The sequence below is a fragment of the Vibrio sinaloensis DSM 21326 genome, from assembly GCF_000189275.1.
Taxonomy (GTDB): domain Bacteria; phylum Pseudomonadota; class Gammaproteobacteria; order Enterobacterales; family Vibrionaceae; genus Vibrio; species Vibrio sinaloensis.
This window is the reverse complement of the sequence record NZ_AEVT01000106.1, coordinates 1-16,406: the sequence shown is the minus strand read 5'-3', so window position 1 is coordinate 16,406 and position 16,406 is coordinate 1. Positions and strand designations below refer to the sequence as shown.

Genomic DNA, 16,406 nt, shown 5'->3' with positions numbered 1-16,406 from the left:
ACTTAAGGAAGGAGAAGGGAGCAAAAGTTAGAGCATATTAACTAGCCGCATTGAGAACCGCTTGGTTAAATTCAAACCTGGCCTGCTGAGCAAGTTCTGACGCGGCTTCTTTCGCTTCTTGAGCTTTAGCTACCGCCTCCAAAGCCACGTTCAACTCGTCGTGTAGCGCAGTTGGAATATGGTGGTCTGAAAATGCTTCGTCACCGCTGTGCTCAAGAGCAAAAGCGCGTATCCGTTTTTTTACGTTTAATACATTACCCAACGCTGCGCGTTCTTGTTCCGCGGCTTCTTGGGCTGCGTCTCGGCTGCGCTCAAACTTGGCCAATGCCATACCTTCTGAAGACCAAGGATCCATATCGGGTAGTTCTTCGATATTGATGGTGGGTTCAACATAGTCTTCTTGGTGACGTAGGTCTAAAGAGGTCGCGCGAACGGCTGAGATCATCAGCATGACTGAAATACCAAGTAGCGGCAATCCGCCGACAATAGCAGCGGTCTGCAAGGTGCTCAAGCCACCTAAAAACATCAGTACGGTTGGCATGAATGATAAGGTGAAAGCCCAGAACATGCGGTTCCATCTCATCGGCTCTTCGCTGACATTATTCTGCACCACAGAGGCGAGAATATAGGAGATCGAATCAAATGTGGTTGCCGTGAAAATGACGCACAGCAAGGTAAATACAGCGATGACTAATGTGCCCAACGGAAGGGCGTCTAACATCGAGAAAATGGCTTTTGTCGCGCCTTCAGAATTGAGGATAGCGACCACATCGAGTTCGCCAGATAACTGAAGTGATAGGCCGTAGTTACCCAAAACCATAAAGAAAAGGAAGCAACCCAAAGAGCCAAAAAAGATAGAGCCCGACACCATCTGCTTGATAGTACGGCCACGTGAAATCCGAGCAACAAACAGCCCCATACTTGGTGCGAAAACCAACCACCAAGCCCAGTAGAAAATGGTCCAGTCTTGTGGAAAGTGGGTATCATCAAATGGTCCGTAACCGCCAAACGGTTCTGCCCAAGTGGCCATGAGAAAGAAGTTCGACAGCATACGACCAATCGAATCTAGTCCGGTTTCTAGCATGAATATGGTAGGACCGACCGCAAGAACAAAGGCGAGTAAGCCCATCGCCCCCCAAAAGTTGATATTACTTAGGATCTTAATGCCTTTCTCCATGCCCGCATAAGAGGAGTAAGCAAATATCGCGGTACAGACTAATAAAATGGCGACTTGGCTTAAGGTAGACTGTTCAATGCCAAATAAGAAACTCAAGCCCTCGCCAATTAAAGGCGCTGCTAAGCCAAGCGTGGTTGCGGCTCCGCCCAGTAAGCCAAAGATAAACAAAACGTCTACTAGTTTGCCGAGGCCGCCTTTTGTGCGTTCTTCGCCAATCACAGGCATAAGAGCACTGGACACTTTCAATACTGGCTGTTTACGTACATAGAAAAAGTAGGCGATAGGTAGCGCAGGGATCAGGTAAATAGACCAAGCGATCGGGCCCCAGTGGAAAATACCGTAGGTGGCTGCCCAACGCACGGCTTCTTCACTGCCTGGTTCTAATTGAAAAGGAGGATTTTGATAGTAGTAAGCCCATTCGATACAACCCCAGTAAAGAATGCTGGCACCGATTCCCCCGCAGAACAGCATTGCAGCCCAAGATGAGGTGGCAAACTCAGGTTTTTCATCTGGGTCGCCAAGTTTGATCTGCCCCATATCGCTGAAGATGACGTAAATCATAAAGAAGAACGCACTGATCCCCAGAGCAAGGTAAAGAAAGCCGAGCTTGTCGGTCATAAAGCTCTTGGCAATGGCAATCCAGTCTGCCCCTTGTTGGGGAAACAAAATCAAAGGAATAATAATGGTTAGGAGAAGACCGATAGCACCAAAAAAGGTCGGCTTATCAATCAGCGCAAAGGCGTTTTTCACAGGCGATTCCACAAACAAAATGAAGTGGATTATGACGTGGGCAGCCTAACGTCGACAAACCTGATTGCTTGTCGACAAGAGTAAGAAGTTTAATGAAGAGGAGCGGTTGGCTAAATCAACGCAAGCAATATGCCGCCTACGGTTGCCGCAGCGGAAAGATATTGCCCTGCTGAGTATGAGCCATCTTCCTCTTCCTTAATTTTGTCCGGGTGGTCCATGCCTAGTGCACCGTGCGCAAAAGACTCGACTTTGTCACCAACGGTTTTATCCTTTTCGATCGCTTTTGAGTCTTTCTCTATTTCTTGCAGCGCCGCCAGCAGGGCCTTCCCTTCTTCAGAAAGAGTCACCTTGTTCTGCTCTACTTTCAATGGTGCGGAGGCCTGCGAGCTATCGGCAGGGCTGGTTTGAGGCTTAACCTGTTGAGTGGGGGCTAGCTTAGCTGGCTCCATTCCTACTGGGGTCATACTTAACTCCTTATACTGTCCTCAGACAATATATCGACCACGGGGTGAAAAACTTGTGCAAATAATGCAAGATTTGTATGAAATTCACACAAGCACAAAGTATGCCTAAAAGAAAAGTTGGATGAAGAGCCTGACTGAACAGAGTATCCAATCAGGCTAAAGAGAGCAGGAGGCGCTGGCTTAGCGACAAACTAGGTTATCGTTGCGACCTTTGAGGTTTTTGTATGCCGCCATTCTATTTTCCATTTGCACGTAACGTACAGGTGGTGCGAGCACCTTAAGGCGGTAGTCGTCGCCAAATCCGTTATCGAGCTCAGCGACAGGCGTAACAACCACAACCTTGAGGTTAGGGTTACGCTTAAGAATCGACGCTTTTGTGCCTAAACCTTGTTCGGTGTGAAATTTTCCTGCGATGTGCATCACTTGGCTACTAGGGTTTTGGGCTAAATAGTTAACAATGCTTTCCGCCATGGTTTCATCCCAGGTCACTTGCGCGGCAAACTGCTTTTCCGTCTGCTCAGGCTTTCCATGGTGCATAGACGCCATAAACTTCTCTTTGTATGGGCTGGCAGCCGTATCAATCTCTGATGCGAGGAAACGACGTTCTTTGTCAGTGAGTTTGTTTAAGTAATCGACACCTTGACGACCGATACAACGGACGATCGGCTTAGGGGCGTTGGCAGCAATAACGTCGATATCGCGAGACTTGGCGAGTTCAATCAGTGGTCGGTAATCGCTTTCGTAATTTGGCCAAGCATTGCCGTTTTTCATCAATACTTGTTCACCGATAGTGCCAGCTAGATATTCATCAACCACGTTTTGTTTATCACGTGAGAATTGCTCCATAGATAAAGCCACATCGTGGTTGTCGTCAATTAATTGCTCGAGTAAATCGGTTTGAAATCGATGCACGCCAGTATGAGTGTGCCATTCACCGACTAAAATAACATCGGCATCAGTAATGGATGCCGGAAGTTTTTCGACATCGATTAATTGGCCACTAGCAGAAAACAGCTGGTAGTCATAGAAAGTGTTTGGTGCTTGATTGGATGTTGTAGAACAGGCTGTGAGGAAAAAAGCGATGAGAGAAGTCGCGAAGATATTACGCATTAAAAAAGCCTCCGAAAAATAGTGAGTGCATACTACTGGAGGCCCGTTTAACTTTCAATGTTAATGAGAATGATTCTCTATGCTCTTAATGGTTTCGACGATAGATTCGAATCATAAAGTCTGCCTCACATTGAAAGAGTGTAGTTGAAGTCAGTTCATTGCGTAGCTCTTCGCTCGCTTTCCACGCGAATGGTGTCATTTGCAATAAGTCAAAACCAAGCCCGTTACTTAAATCCATCACGTAGTTTAGTTTATGTTGTTGTTCAAGAGTAAAACCTTCGAGAACTTCCGTCTCTTCGCTATGCAAGCGCACGTCCTGGTAAATACGTTCACGCAACTGATAAAGGTGGCGACCTGCTGGGGTCACAGTAATGACTACGCCACCAGTTTTGACGACACGAGCAAGCTCTTGCGCTTTACACGGTGCGTATATTCTGACGATGGCATCAAGGCTGGCATCATCAAAAGGTAAACGATGGCTTGAAGCGACACTAAAGGCGCTGTCTGGATAGCGTTTTGCCGCATAACGAATCGCGACTTTGGAAATATCCAGCCCATAAACTCGAGTGCGACTATCCTGCTTGGACAAGACTTTTTGTATATGATCAGTGTAGTAGCCTTCTCCGCATCCGATATCGAGTAAAGCGTGCTGACTGCCTTGACAATACTGCGCGGCTAAACGGGCAACTTCTTGACGCATAGGATCATAATGGTCGGCTTCAAGAAAGCGACGGCGAGCCTGCATCATCTCTTTATTATCACCGGGATCTTTTGAGCGTTTGTGATGTGCCGGCATCAAGTTCACATAGCCTTCTTTGGCTAAGTCAAACTGGTGGTTATTGTCACACTTGAACGTTCTATTTGACAGAGTGAGTGGCTGATGACAAAGAGGGCACTGATAGTTCATGACGATCTCGAAGGACATAAAGTAAGGCGGCCGATTCTATCAAAAAGGTACCCTGCTAGTGAAACAAAAAGAGCCGAACAAGTCGGCTCTTTTGGCTGGCATTAGTGGAAGAAGTCCACTTGCTGCTTCAGGTCTTGCGCTTGACGCTGAAGCTCGGTCGCACTCTCAGAGGTTTGAGCGCTGGTATTACGGCTTTCGCGGTTAAGTTCACTGATTGAGTGAGCATTTGCTGCTATCTCTTGAGAGACATGTGCTTGCTCTTCGGATGTTGCAGCTATGGCATCGGCCTGAGACGCGATAGATTGTACTTGGCCAGCAATGGCTTCAAGAGCGGTGCCTGCTTCTTGCGCTTTGTCCAGTACCTTGTTGGCGTTGTCTTGGCTCTGCGTCATCATGTTTACGGCGTTACTTGTCGAACCTTTGAGTTTCTCTATGATATCAACCACGTCCTTTACCGAGGTCTGAGTACGGTGTGCTAAAGTACGTACTTCGTCGGCAACGACGGCAAAGCCACGACCTTGCTCACCCGCACGAGCGGCTTCAATGGCGGCATTCAGAGCCAGCAAATTCGTTTGTTCAGCGATTTCATCAATCATTTTCGTGACGGTTTGAATGCTTTCACTGTCGCGGTTTACTTGCTCAATCGCTGCTGCTGATTGATCGAGTTGGTCATTTAACTGAGCGACGTCGATACAAACACCTTCTACAACTTCCAGGCCTGATTGGCTATCGGTATTTGCAGAACGAACATTTTCGGCAATCTGTTCAACTTGTTGGGCGACAGATTGAGCTGAAGAAGCCATCTCTTCAATTGCAGTAACCACTTGCTCAACTTGCTCTTGCTGACGGTCAGATTGGCTTAAGTTTCGATTCGCGTCATTCACGACACTAGACGAGTTACTTTCTACTTGATCACTGGTGGTGCGGATTTGACCAACCAGCTCATTTAACTGGCCGGCCATGTTCGCGACACCATTGTTCAAATTAATGATCTCGTTGTTCGATGCCTGACCTGTGGCTGGAATCGCTAAACTCACTTCTCCTTTAGCCAAACGGTTCATGTAGCCATTAAGTACTGTTAGTGGCTTGAGTGTTCGATTGAGGACTAATGTCAGCACAAGGAATGTACCAGCGGCCACGACCAGAGAGATGATGGCAATCAACTTAAGCAAAGCTTGGCTGCCTTTTGTCACTTCCGCGATGAAGGTGCCGCCCAGAAGCTTCCAGTTCCAGCCTGGAACCTCCGTGTACACAAGGTATTTTTCACCGATGTTACCTTGGTACTCATATGGGTAACGAATCAGCCCGCTTTTTTGTTCAAACAATTGGTGGAATGGTTTGTTTCCATTGTAATCCGCCACTTCTTGAATCGGTGGATCCGTTTCCTTATGTTTTGGGTGTAATAGGTAGTGACCTTGGTTGCTTTGTTCATTATCCAAAATGATGGTGTAGCCGGTATCACCCCAGTTGACGGTTTCTAGCGAGGCGAATAGGTCTTGTGTTGCGCGTTCAACAGGTAGCCCTATAAAGGTAATGCCGTTTACTTTACCATTGGCGTCTTTTAAAGGAGCGTAGTAGGTGATGTAACGTTCGCCATATAGTTTGATTTGCGCATAGTAAGGTTGGCCACTGACCAGCTTTGAATAGCCAGGATGGTTACGGCCCAGTGTCGTACCCATAGCACGGTTGCCTTGCGGGTCTTTGAGGGAAGTAGCAACACGGATAAAGTCATCACCCAGTGGTGCGAAAATCGTGGCGACCGCACCGGTATCGCGAGTGAAGCTATCGACCAGTTTAGTATCATTGATCAAGCTCTCGCTATATTGAGTAATGTTGGGAACTTGGTACCCTTGAAAATCGAAGGTATAGCTTTCGACATAGACGCCCGCAAGGTATCCATTGCGGAATGTCGACTCTAATACTTCTGCTGTGTGTAGATAGGCGTTGAATTGACCGGCAATGGTTTTAGCCATCGACTCAACTTTTGATTGGTGCTCTTTTAGCGTGTTGTCCAATAACACCCCGGATGCATTTTGGTAAACCAGAGCAGCAATGCTAGAAAACGCGACAAGCAGACACAAAGTAATGACCAGCTTTAGCTGGAAACCGACGCTTTGATTTCTGTACTTTTGTAACATGGAATGTCTTTCCTGATATTTATACGAGTTATAAGTTGTTATATCGGCATGCTAGCGATTTATATGACGCATTAATTTGATATTTATTAATGAAATTGTCAAAAAATCGAGATGCCCAACAGAATCGTTAAGAAAAGACCGTGTTACAGGAATTTAAATTACATAATGGCCAGCATTGCTGGCCATTTACCACTATTTAGTGCTAATACGAGTGATCAGCTGGTGGCTTTCTCCAGGTTGAAGAGTGCAACCTTGTTCAATAGAAGGGGCGTGAAGTGTCGACTCTACGCACAGGAAGCGTTGGTAACCTGAGTCTTGCATGTCACCCATTGCCTGGGCTCCTTCTGCCCAAGGGTTCCATAAAACGGCCGAGTTATGGCCTTGGTTGTTCACTAGGATGGAGCGATTAAGGACTGGGTCTTCAACCGTAATGCACTCACTTGGTTGAGTGTAAACACGGTCTATCGTATCGGTCAGTTGCAGAACTTCACCACCTTGGCATAGCTCACCACCTTTTAGGCTGTCAATGTATTCAGGGCCCATGCCAGTCGTTTTCGCTTGCTCGATATCTCCAACCGTTAAGTAGCTGTGAAGAGCTCCTGAGAATGTCCAAGCCTGAGAATCAGTGTTGGTCACGTCTAGGGTAACCGTTAACTCATCACCGATCTCAACCAACAGATGTGCTTGGAACTGGTGTGGCCAAACCGCCAGCGTGGATTCGCAAGGGAGTAACCCAAGTTCTACGATGACACCGTTTTCATTTTCACGATGTTCAATTAGCGTCCATTCACTGTTGCGTGCAAACCCATGCGCGGGAGCCGCAATACGTCCAAACCAAGGCCAACATACAGGAATGCCACCACGCAGAGCCGCTTTGCCGTCAAATACAGCTTCGTCACTCATCCAGATAAGATCTTCTTGGCCTGTTGGTTTAAATGAGACGACATGACCACCGTGAAGTGCAATACCCGCGGTCGCTTTCTCGTGAATGACACGTACGACTTTCACTTGGTCGATTTCGACAATGGTGACGTTATCGGACAGCACTGCAAGTGCTGGTAGGGAGTTTAAATCCATTGATGTGTTCCTCTAAAAGGGCGAAGAGGTGAAACAGTGGGGGAGTTGAGCACCTCTAAAATCAGGATACAAAAAAGGCGACTCGAGAGCCGCCTTTTACAAGATTCTGCGCTAAACGCTTATCTTAAAGTAATAATTACTTAGAGATGTGTGCGATTAGGTCTAGAACTTTGTTTGAGTAACCGATTTCGTTGTCGTACCAAGATACAACTTTAACGAAGTTGTCAGTTAGAGCGATACCAGCTTTAGCATCGAATACTGAAGTTTGAACTTCGCCGATGAAGTCTTGAGAAACAACTTGGTCTTCAGTGTAACCTAGAACACCTTTTAGAGAACCTTCAGATGCTGCTTTCATAGCTGCACAGATAGCTTCGTAAGATGCACCGTTCTTAAGGTTAACAGTTAGGTCAACTACAGAAACGTTAGCAGTTGGTACGCGGAAAGCCATACCAGTTAGTTTGCCGTTTAGTTCTGGAAGAACAACGCCTACAGCTTTAGCAGCACCAGTTGAAGATGGGATGATGTTCTGAGAAGCACCACGACCACCGCGCCAGTCTTTAGCAGAAGGACCGTCTACAGTTTTTTGAGTAGCTGTAGTTGCGTGAACTGTAGTCATAAGACCAGATTCGATACCGAACTCGTCGTTAAGAACTTTAGCGATAGGCGCTAGACAGTTAGTAGTACAAGAAGCGTTAGAAACGATGTCTTGACCAGCGTAAGTGTCTTGGTTAACACCCATTACGAACATTGGAGTTGCGTCTTTAGAAGGACCAGTAAGAACAACTTTCTTCGCACCAGCAGTGATGTGCTTACGTGCAGTCTCGTCTGTTAGGAAAAGACCAGTAGCTTCAGCTACAACGTCAACGTCGATAGCATCCCATTTTAGGTCTTCTGGGTTACGCTCAGCAGTAACACGTACAGTCTTACCGTTAACGATTAGGTTACCACCTTCAACTTCAACAGTACCGTTGAAACGGCCGTGAGTTGAATCGTACTTAAGCATGTATGCCATGTACTCTACGTCGATTAGGTCGTTAATACCTACTACTTCGATGTCGTTACGCTCTTGCGCTGCACGGAAAACGAAACGGCCGATACGGCCAAAACCGTTAATACCTACTTTGATAGTCATTATAGTTGCTCCACAACTTAATTTCTGATTAAAGATAACTGGTAGTAAAATTACATAATCCAGTCAAAATCTGCAACCGATAATCGGACTTAACTTGTTTAAAGTCAAAAAAAAGCGTCGCTTTTTTTCACAATTAGTCTTAATTGGTGATGTTTTGAACGGATTGTAGGTTCTTTCCCTAACCAGTTGACGTAAAATGTATAAGATGCTGTCAGCAATGCTGAAAGTTTAACCATCCCGTTATGGTTTCAAAGTATGTGCTACAAAGCTAAACGTTCGCAAGTTTTTCGCGAAAAAAGTCATAATAAAAAATGAGAAAATGGAGAATTTGTCCCGTGAAACAGAAGGTAGAAAAAGTCGTTAAGCCCGATGAACACTGGCGTGAAGTCTTGTCCGAAGAGGAGTATCGTGTATGTCGGGAACAGGGCACTGAAGCCCCATTCAGTGGTAAACTGCTCCATAACAAACAGACAGGCGTTTACTCCTGCACTTGCTGCCAAGCGCCCTTATTCCAGTCTGATAACAAGTACGATTCAGGCTGTGGTTGGCCGAGTTTTGATGCCCCTATCAATGCTGAGGCTATTCGCTATTTAGAGGATCTAAGTCACGGAATGGTGCGAACTGAAATACGCTGTGCAATGTGTGACAGCCATCTTGGTCACGTTTTCCCTGATGGGCCTAAAACAACAGGGGAACGTTTTTGTGTAAATTCGGTGTCGTTAATTTTCAACAATTCATAAAAAAGCGGTGATTTAATCACCGCTCTTTGTTTTATCCTTTCAAACACTCATTTGAATTGTGGGACTAAGGCTTTTTTAAAGCTGCCTGTTTCAATGGCTTCTTTTAACTGATCGGCAATTTGTTCTAGTTGCTTATATTTAGCTTCATCAAAGCCATAAAGCAGTTGCAGCTCTTGTTCAGTCGCAATTGGTACACCAAAGTTACTTGCAATCATCGCCCATACATAAGCTTCTTCGCGTTGGCCTAACCTGTAGGTGGTACTGGCCAGTGACTTAAATACCTCATTATTGATATTGCCTAAGTTGGTAAGCTCAAGCGTACGCAATAAAAGCTGCTTGGTCTTCTGCTGATCTCGGCTGGTATAAAAGGTTGCCAGTGCGTATTGCATTTCAGCGGTATCAAGTTGTGGAGTCCCTTCTAATTGGAGGAAGGCACGCCTTGCTTCTTCGTTACCCACTCGGCTCCACAGAAAGTAAAGGGCTTCTGGAGAGGTAGATTTGGAAAGTGTTGCGACTATTTTTTCTAGATCTTCACCAGAGTTTACCAATGCGCTGAATCTTCGCTGTTTTAGCTCAGTTTGATCAATCGCTAAAATTTGAGAAGCAAGCTCGAGACACTTTTTATATTCGGCGAGCAGCTCATACTCTTTGATGTGGTTTTTCGGGGTCGGGTTTTTGAGCACCTCGAATCTGTGCCAGATCAGATCAGTTCTTGGCACTCTACATTGACCATCATCCATGTTTAAACGCTGGCATTGCAGCGCGGGGTTGTCTTCACATAGCTGCTCTGTGTTTTTCCTCGGTTCAAAACAGCCAACAAGAGTCAGGCTAATTAAACCGAGAGTAAGAGCATGTTCTTTCTTCATAATGGTATCGCTTGTGATCCGTTACACTTATTTTTTGTCCAATCCTTGACTCAGGAATGTAGCTCGTTATGTTTTCTGCTGTTCAACTCACTAAAGGATACACCATGGACGCAAAGCAGTTAATCGATGCCATTACTCCAGAGGCTTATGAGCGTCTTCTATTTGCCGTAGAAACAGGAAAGTGGCCTGAAGGTACAGCATTAACCCCTGAACAGCGTGATTCATGTATGCAAGCGGTAATGTTATATCAATCTAAGCATAACAGTGATGCCCAACATATGACCGTCGCTCAAGGTGGTGAAATTAGTTTTAAGTCGAAAGCAGAACTAAAAAAACAATTTCAACAAGATCAGCAGGATATAGTGAGAGTTAACCCTAACAAACAATAATAGAAAAAGGCAGGGGACTCCCTGCCTTTTTCCTATGTTTTTGTTAGCCACAGCACTTTTTAAACTTTTTGCCACTGCCGCAAATGCAGGGATCATTTCTCCCCACTTTCAATTGTTGAATTGGCTGTGACAGTCGCTCGTCTTCGACTTGCGGAAAGGTTCCATCGATATAAAACCAAAGCCCATTCTCTCTTACAAATCGAGAGCGCTCTTCCAAGCAGTATTGTTGACCATCTTGATTAAAAAACGCTTTGAAAGTGACGTAACCTTCATTGCTGTCTTTACCAGCCTCACTTTGAACGACCTCAAGGCCACACCAATCACTGTCTATTGATTCTGCGATCTCTTTGCGTTGGCTTTCTGCTTGGCAGCTAGAGTGGTAGGTGTTAACGACAAAATCTACCAGACCTTTGACATGAGCACAGTAGCGAGCGCGCATCAATTGCTCAGGTATTGTCGCGGCAGCATGGTTTAAATGAATTGGTTCGCAGCAATCGGCATAATTTTGCTGGCTGTCGCAGGGACATAACGACATGAAAAACTCCAAAATAACTAACGTTGGACGGCGAGTAACTCTGCTGTCCACTTAACGGATTTATCGTAGCTCTCACTTAATGAAGATTGCGACAAATTTAACTCTTTGCAATGCGTTGCCACTTGATCCCACTTTGCACGTTCATAGTCACGAATTAAGGCAAGCAGTTTACCAAGATCACCAGAGCCCTCGGTCAAAGCCAGTTTAATAGTATCCTCGACTGGGATTTCATTGATGATCTGTTCGATAGGGCGATCCAACAGACTATCGAGTAATGAAAACATCCCCATTAGGAAAGCTTGACCCGTTTCAATATGGTTTCCGAGCTGGTGTGCAAGCAATTCACAATGACGTGCTCGTTGAATCGACAAGCCGTACAGGTATTCAGGCTTATCATCTTGAGTTGAAGCCAGAGCAACCAAAGAGATAAATTTACGCAGTTTGTCCTCACCGAGATACACTAATGCTTGCTTAAAAGACTGAATTTTATTGCTGACGATCGAAGATGAGTTAACGTAGGTCAGTAGCTTGTACGACAACGTGACGTCTTTGCTTATCAACGATTCCACCTTGTGATAGTCAATCTCAGATTGAGATATCGCAGTCAATAATTGCACCACGGTCATAAACGAGGGCTCTAGGGACTTACGTTGAATCATTTCAGGTTTGCTAAAGAAGTAACCTTGAAAAAAGTCGAATCCCATTTTCTTCGCCTTCGCGAACTCTTCGTGAGTTTCTACCTTTTCTGCTAAGAACTGAATACTGCTACCCGACAAGCGATCAATAAAGACTTTAGCTTTTTCTAAAGGCACTGCTCGAATATCAAACTTAATAATTGAGACGTAAGGTAAGAAGATGCGCCACTCTTTTGATGGGACAAAATCATCTAAGGCGATTTTGTAGCCGAGCCCGGCCATTTCCTTGACCGCCTCTAGCAGCTCTTCTGTTGGCTCACAGTCTTCAAGAATTTCAATCACCAAACTATTCGACGGGAACAGCGTAGGAACTTTGTTAATCAGACTTTGGTAAGGAAAGTTCACAAACCCCAGTTTGTCACCAAGCGTAGCATAATGAGTGGAGAGAAAATGATCAGAAAGGAGACGGCTTGTCGCGTGCTCTGGGTCTATAGCAGGAAAGGTATTTTTTGGGCCATCTCTAAAAAGCAGCTCATAACCAACAGTTTTTTTCGAGGTGTCTAGTATGGGTTGTCTTGCAATGTATGAATATTTCAAGGTGAGTGCCGTTCTTAATATAGGTTTACGACTCACAGCAACCAACTGCTGCGTTAAACATTAAGTGCAATTATTGTCTAGTCTGCGACAAAAGGTCTGGACTGAAGATCATACTTATCTTCGGTGTATGTCAGAACAGAGCCTTGAGTGTACCAATCCCCCAATACAATTCTAGTATTAGTCACTCCTGATACTTCAAATGTGTGAACTTTAGGTCGATGGGTGTGCCCATGAATCATTAAATCAACATTATGTTGCTTCATCACCTTTTCAACTTCACTCTGGGTAACATCCATAATGTCGAGCGACTTCGTTTGCTTATCATCTTTAATGTCTGATTGTACTTTAGAAACAATCTTCTTTTTGATGAACATAGGAATACGGTTAAATATCCATTGCAGCCAAGGTTGGTGAACTTTTTCTCGATATTTAAGGTAGCTGACATCTTGAGTACATAACGTATCACCATGCAGTACAACCGCTTTACGACCATAGATATCAATGACGGTTTCATCGCCTAACAGAGTCACGCCAGTTTGCTTGGCAAAGCGCTTACCAACCAAAAAATCTCGATTACCCTGAGTAAAGAAGGTGGGAACGCCAGCATCAGTGAGTCGTTTGAATTCTGCGCGTATTTGCTTGGCAAAGTCGGAAGTATCATCGTCGCCTATCCAAAATTCAAACAGGTCGCCAAGAACATAAAGCGCATCGGCATGAACGGCTTCTTCGCGCATGAACTTGATAAAACAAGCGTTGATGTCGGGAGTGGTTGGAGATAGGTGGAGGTCGGAAATAAACAGTGTGGTCATATCAACAAGAGGCCTTGCGGAAAAGAGGAAGAGTGTTAGCACTCTTCCTCACTATCATTATTCTTCGATAGTTGTGCCAGTGATTAGCACGTCTTCTAGAGGTACATCTTGGTGCATACCGTATGAACCAGTGCTAACACCTTTGATCTTGTTAACAATATCCATACCTTCGACCACTTCACCGAATACACAGTAACCCCAACCGTCTAGGCTTTCGCTACGGAAATCTAGGAAAGTGTTGTTGTTTACATTGATAAAGAACTGAGAGCTTGCAGAATGCGGTTCCATTGTGCGCGCCATTGCCAATGTACCTACTTTGTTGCTAAGGCCATTGTTTGCTTCGTTCTTGATTGGTGCACGCGTTGGTTTCTCACGTAGACCCGATTCCATGCCACCACCTTGAATCATGAAACCATCGATAACACGGTGGAAAAGAGTGTTGTCGTAAAAACCATCACGGCAGTACTGTAGGAAGTTTGCGCTTGTTTCAGGTGCTTTTTCTTCGTTTAGCTGAATTTTGATGTCACCAAAATTAGTGTGAAGGGTGATCATGACTATGTCCTTTACATATGTTTTTGATTTGAGCTAGAGATTCTATCTTAACTTTTACGACATTAATACGTGAAAAGTAATGGTTGAGACTTGAGTATAGGTGTTATTGATGGCTTTTTACGCGTTAGAGGGATTACGTTGTTGGGGACTCCTTGGTATACTGGCGCACTATTTTGTTTCACCTAAGTATTAGATAGAGATCATGTTAAAGATATATAACACACTCACAAGACAGAAAGAGGAATTCAAACCAATCACTGCCGGTAAAGTAGGCATGTATGTCTGTGGGGTAACCATCTACGATCTCTGTCATATTGGCCATGGTCGTACCTTTGTTTCTTTTGATGTGGTTTCTCGTTACCTGCGTTACTTAGGTTACGATTTAACGTTTGTTCGCAACATTACAGACATTGATGACAAGATCATCAAGCGCGCTAATGAGAATGGTGAAAGCTGTGATTCGTTGACCGAGCGCCTTATCGGTGAAATGCATGCGGACTTTGACGCGCTAAATATGAAACGCCCTGATGTTGAACCTCGTGCAACCGAGTACATCAAGGAGATCATTGAGTTGGTAGAAACGCTTATCGAACGTGGCTTTGCTTACGTTGCTGATAACGGTGACGTCATGTTCGAAATCGCAAAATATGACGATTACGGCAAACTGTCTCGTCAAGACCTAGACCAACTTCAAGCGGGCGCACGTGTTGAGATCGAAAGTGCTAAACGCAGCTCGCTTGATTTCGTATTGTGGAAAATGTCTAAGCCTGGCGAACCTACATGGGAATCTCCTTGGGGACCAGGTCGCCCTGGTTGGCATATCGAGTGTTCAGCGATGAACTCTTCCATTCTAGGCAATCACTTTGACATTCATGGCGGTGGTTCTGATTTACAATTCCCTCACCACGAGAATGAAATTGCTCAGTCTTGCTGTGCGCACGGTACAGATTACGTAAACACTTGGATGCACAGCGGTATGGTCATGGTTGACCGTGAGAAAATGTCCAAATCACTGGGTAATTTCTTCACAATTCGCGACGTTCTTGGTCATTACGATGCTGAAACAGTGCGCTATTTCTTGATGTCTGGTCACTACCGCAGCCAACTAAACTATAGCGAAGATAACTTGAATCAGGCGCGTGCTTCTCTAGAACGTCTGTACACATCACTGCGTGGCCTTGATATTTCTGTACCGGCAGCGGGTGGTGAAGATTACGTGAAACGCTTTACAGATGCGATGAACGATGACTTCAACACGCCAGAAGCCTATTCTGTGCTGTTTGATATGGCACGCGAGATCAATCGCCTGAAGACAGAAGATGTTATGGCGGCAAGTGCTCTTGGTGCTTTGATGCGTGAGCTTGCTGACGTGATTGGTATTTTGCACCAAGATCCAGAAGCCTTCTTGAAAGGCGATGCTGGCAACGATGATGAAGTGGCTGAAATCGAAGCTCTTATCAAACTGCGTAACGACTCTCGCGCAGCCAAAGACTGGGCAAATGCTGATATGGCTCGAGACAAGTTGACGGAGATGGGTATCGTCCTTGAAGACGGCTCTGAAGGTACAACTTGGCGCCGTAAGTAAGCGAAACGCGTGTTTTATTTAAGGGCTGATGATTCAGCCCTTTTCTTTAATTTTTATTTTTTCTATACGGGTAACTAACAGTGGCTCAGATGTATTTCTATTACTCAGCGATGAATGCGGGTAAATCAACCACTCTTCTTCAATCGTCTTTTAACTACCAAGAGCGCGGTATGACCCCAGTGATCTTTACTGCGGCCCTCGATGACCGCTACGGGGTCGGTAAGGTCAGCTCTCGAATTGGTCTACAGTCAGATGCTCAACTGTTTAACTCCGAGACCAATCTCTATCAAGAGATAGCGGCATTAAACGAAGTTGAAAAGCGTCACTGTATTTTGGTTGATGAGTGTCAGTTCTTGAGTAAAGAGCAGGTATATCAACTGACGGAAGTGGTTGATAAGCTGCATATCCCGGTGCTTTGTTACGGGCTGAGAACGGATTTTCTTGGCGAGTTATTTGAAGGCAGCAAATATTTACTATCTTGGGCCGATAAACTGATTGAGCTGAAAACCATTTGTCACTGTGGCCGTAAAGCGAACATGGTTATCCGTACTGATGAGCATGGTGTCGCGATCAAAGAGGGCGATCAGGTAGCGATTGGTGGCAACGACCGTTATGTGTCTGTGTGCCGTCAGCACTACAAGGAAGCTTTAGATAAGTAGTTTTGTGCCTGGATATGCTAGCTACGTAGGTCACGTTACTTTTGAACTCACGGGCAGGTGGTGTTTCACAAGCCGCTTAATTGAGTTAGCGGGTTCATTTCTAATCAGTCATGAATCCGCAACAGTGCCCGAATTCGGATAATGAGAAGTCAGCAATTAGGTATTATTAGACATAGCCAAGCAAGCATGCGTATATCGCGGAAGCTGCAACAGGTACGTACTTAAAGAAGCGTCTGGTGTAAGCTAAATCTAATGATGACTATTTTTCACAGATACAAAAAAAG

Annotated in this window: 16 protein-coding genes; 4 read left to right on the top strand and 12 right to left on the bottom strand. The window is 45.2% G+C overall.

All coding sequences use genetic code 11. The features are described from left to right. Positions 1-37 precede the first annotated feature (37 nt). The 7 genes from RH45_RS19400 to gap form a co-directional block, all read right to left on the bottom strand. Positions 38-1,927 (bottom strand): BCCT family transporter, encoded by a 1,890-nt coding sequence (locus RH45_RS19400; RefSeq protein ID WP_008080604.1) that lies wholly within the window; start codon positions 1,925-1,927, stop codon positions 38-40. Positions 1,928-2,037: 110 nt separating this feature from the next. Then, positions 2,038-2,391, bottom strand: a complete 354-nt coding sequence (locus RH45_RS19395; protein WP_008080601.1) for a hypothetical protein — start codon at positions 2,389-2,391, stop codon at positions 2,038-2,040. 180 nt (positions 2,392-2,571) lie between these two features. Further along, a complete protein-coding gene (locus tag RH45_RS19390) occupies positions 2,572-3,501 on the bottom strand; it encodes a ChaN family lipoprotein (protein WP_008080598.1) in 930 nt (309 codons plus the stop codon). Positions 3,502-3,586: 85 nt separating this feature from the next. Then, a complete protein-coding gene (gene rlmA / locus RH45_RS19385) occupies positions 3,587-4,408 on the bottom strand; it encodes a 23S rRNA (guanine(745)-N(1))-methyltransferase (RefSeq protein WP_039958946.1) in 822 nt (273 codons plus the stop codon). Between the two features lie 101 nt (positions 4,409-4,509). Continuing rightward, positions 4,510-6,546, bottom strand: coding sequence for a methyl-accepting chemotaxis protein (locus RH45_RS19380; RefSeq protein WP_008080595.1), 2,037 nt, complete (start codon positions 6,544-6,546; stop codon positions 4,510-4,512). A gap of 192 nt (positions 6,547-6,738) precedes the next feature. Beyond that, complete coding sequence (locus RH45_RS19375) at positions 6,739-7,623, bottom strand: D-hexose-6-phosphate mutarotase (RefSeq protein WP_008080594.1); 885 nt, start codon at positions 7,621-7,623, stop codon at positions 6,739-6,741. Between the two features lie 136 nt (positions 7,624-7,759). Further along, positions 7,760-8,755, bottom strand: coding sequence for a type I glyceraldehyde-3-phosphate dehydrogenase (gene gap, locus RH45_RS19370; protein WP_008080593.1), 996 nt, complete (start codon positions 8,753-8,755; stop codon positions 7,760-7,762). A 335-nt stretch (positions 8,756-9,090) separates the two neighbouring features. On the opposite strand from gap, the gene msrB reads away from it, so the two are divergent. Beyond that, on the top strand, positions 9,091-9,495 hold the full coding sequence (gene msrB, locus RH45_RS19365) for a peptide-methionine (R)-S-oxide reductase MsrB (protein ID WP_008080592.1): 405 nt from the start codon (positions 9,091-9,093) through the stop codon (positions 9,493-9,495). 47 nt (positions 9,496-9,542) lie between these two features. On the opposite strand, the gene RH45_RS19360 is transcribed toward msrB, so the two are convergent. Beyond that, positions 9,543-10,361 (bottom strand): DUF2989 domain-containing protein, encoded by an 819-nt coding sequence (locus tag RH45_RS19360; RefSeq protein ID WP_008080587.1) that lies wholly within the window; start codon positions 10,359-10,361, stop codon positions 9,543-9,545. Between the two features lie 104 nt (positions 10,362-10,465). On the opposite strand from RH45_RS19360, the gene RH45_RS19355 reads away from it, so the two are divergent. Continuing rightward, entirely contained in the window at positions 10,466-10,750 is a 285-nt protein-coding gene (locus RH45_RS19355) for a YeaC family protein (RefSeq protein ID WP_008080585.1), read from the top strand. A 43-nt stretch (positions 10,751-10,793) separates the two neighbouring features. Here the strand turns inward: RH45_RS19355 and RH45_RS19350 are convergent, their stop codons facing one another. From RH45_RS19350 to RH45_RS19335, 4 genes are all read right to left on the bottom strand, one after another. Continuing rightward, a complete protein-coding gene (locus RH45_RS19350) occupies positions 10,794-11,285 on the bottom strand; it encodes a YchJ family protein (RefSeq protein ID WP_008080584.1) in 492 nt (163 codons plus the stop codon). A gap of 17 nt (positions 11,286-11,302) precedes the next feature. After that, a complete protein-coding gene (locus RH45_RS19345) occupies positions 11,303-12,517 on the bottom strand; it encodes an EAL and HDOD domain-containing protein (RefSeq protein WP_008080583.1) in 1,215 nt (404 codons plus the stop codon). A 77-nt stretch (positions 12,518-12,594) separates the two neighbouring features. Beyond that, entirely contained in the window at positions 12,595-13,326 is a 732-nt protein-coding gene (gene lpxH / locus RH45_RS19340) for a UDP-2,3-diacylglucosamine diphosphatase (RefSeq protein ID WP_008080581.1), read from the bottom strand. Between the two features lie 57 nt (positions 13,327-13,383). Further along, positions 13,384-13,878, bottom strand: coding sequence for a peptidylprolyl isomerase (locus RH45_RS19335; RefSeq protein WP_008080579.1), 495 nt, complete (start codon positions 13,876-13,878; stop codon positions 13,384-13,386). Positions 13,879-14,080: 202 nt separating this feature from the next. Here RH45_RS19335 and cysS point away from each other — a divergent pair, with 202 nt between their 5' ends. Together cysS and RH45_RS19325 are read left to right on the top strand one after the other, a co-directional pair. After that, positions 14,081-15,463 (top strand): cysteine--tRNA ligase, encoded by a 1,383-nt coding sequence (cysS, locus tag RH45_RS19330; RefSeq protein ID WP_008080578.1) that lies wholly within the window; start codon positions 14,081-14,083, stop codon positions 15,461-15,463. 80 nt (positions 15,464-15,543) lie between these two features. Further along, entirely contained in the window at positions 15,544-16,122 is a 579-nt protein-coding gene (locus RH45_RS19325) for a thymidine kinase (RefSeq protein ID WP_008080575.1), read from the top strand. Positions 16,123-16,406 lie beyond the last annotated feature (284 nt).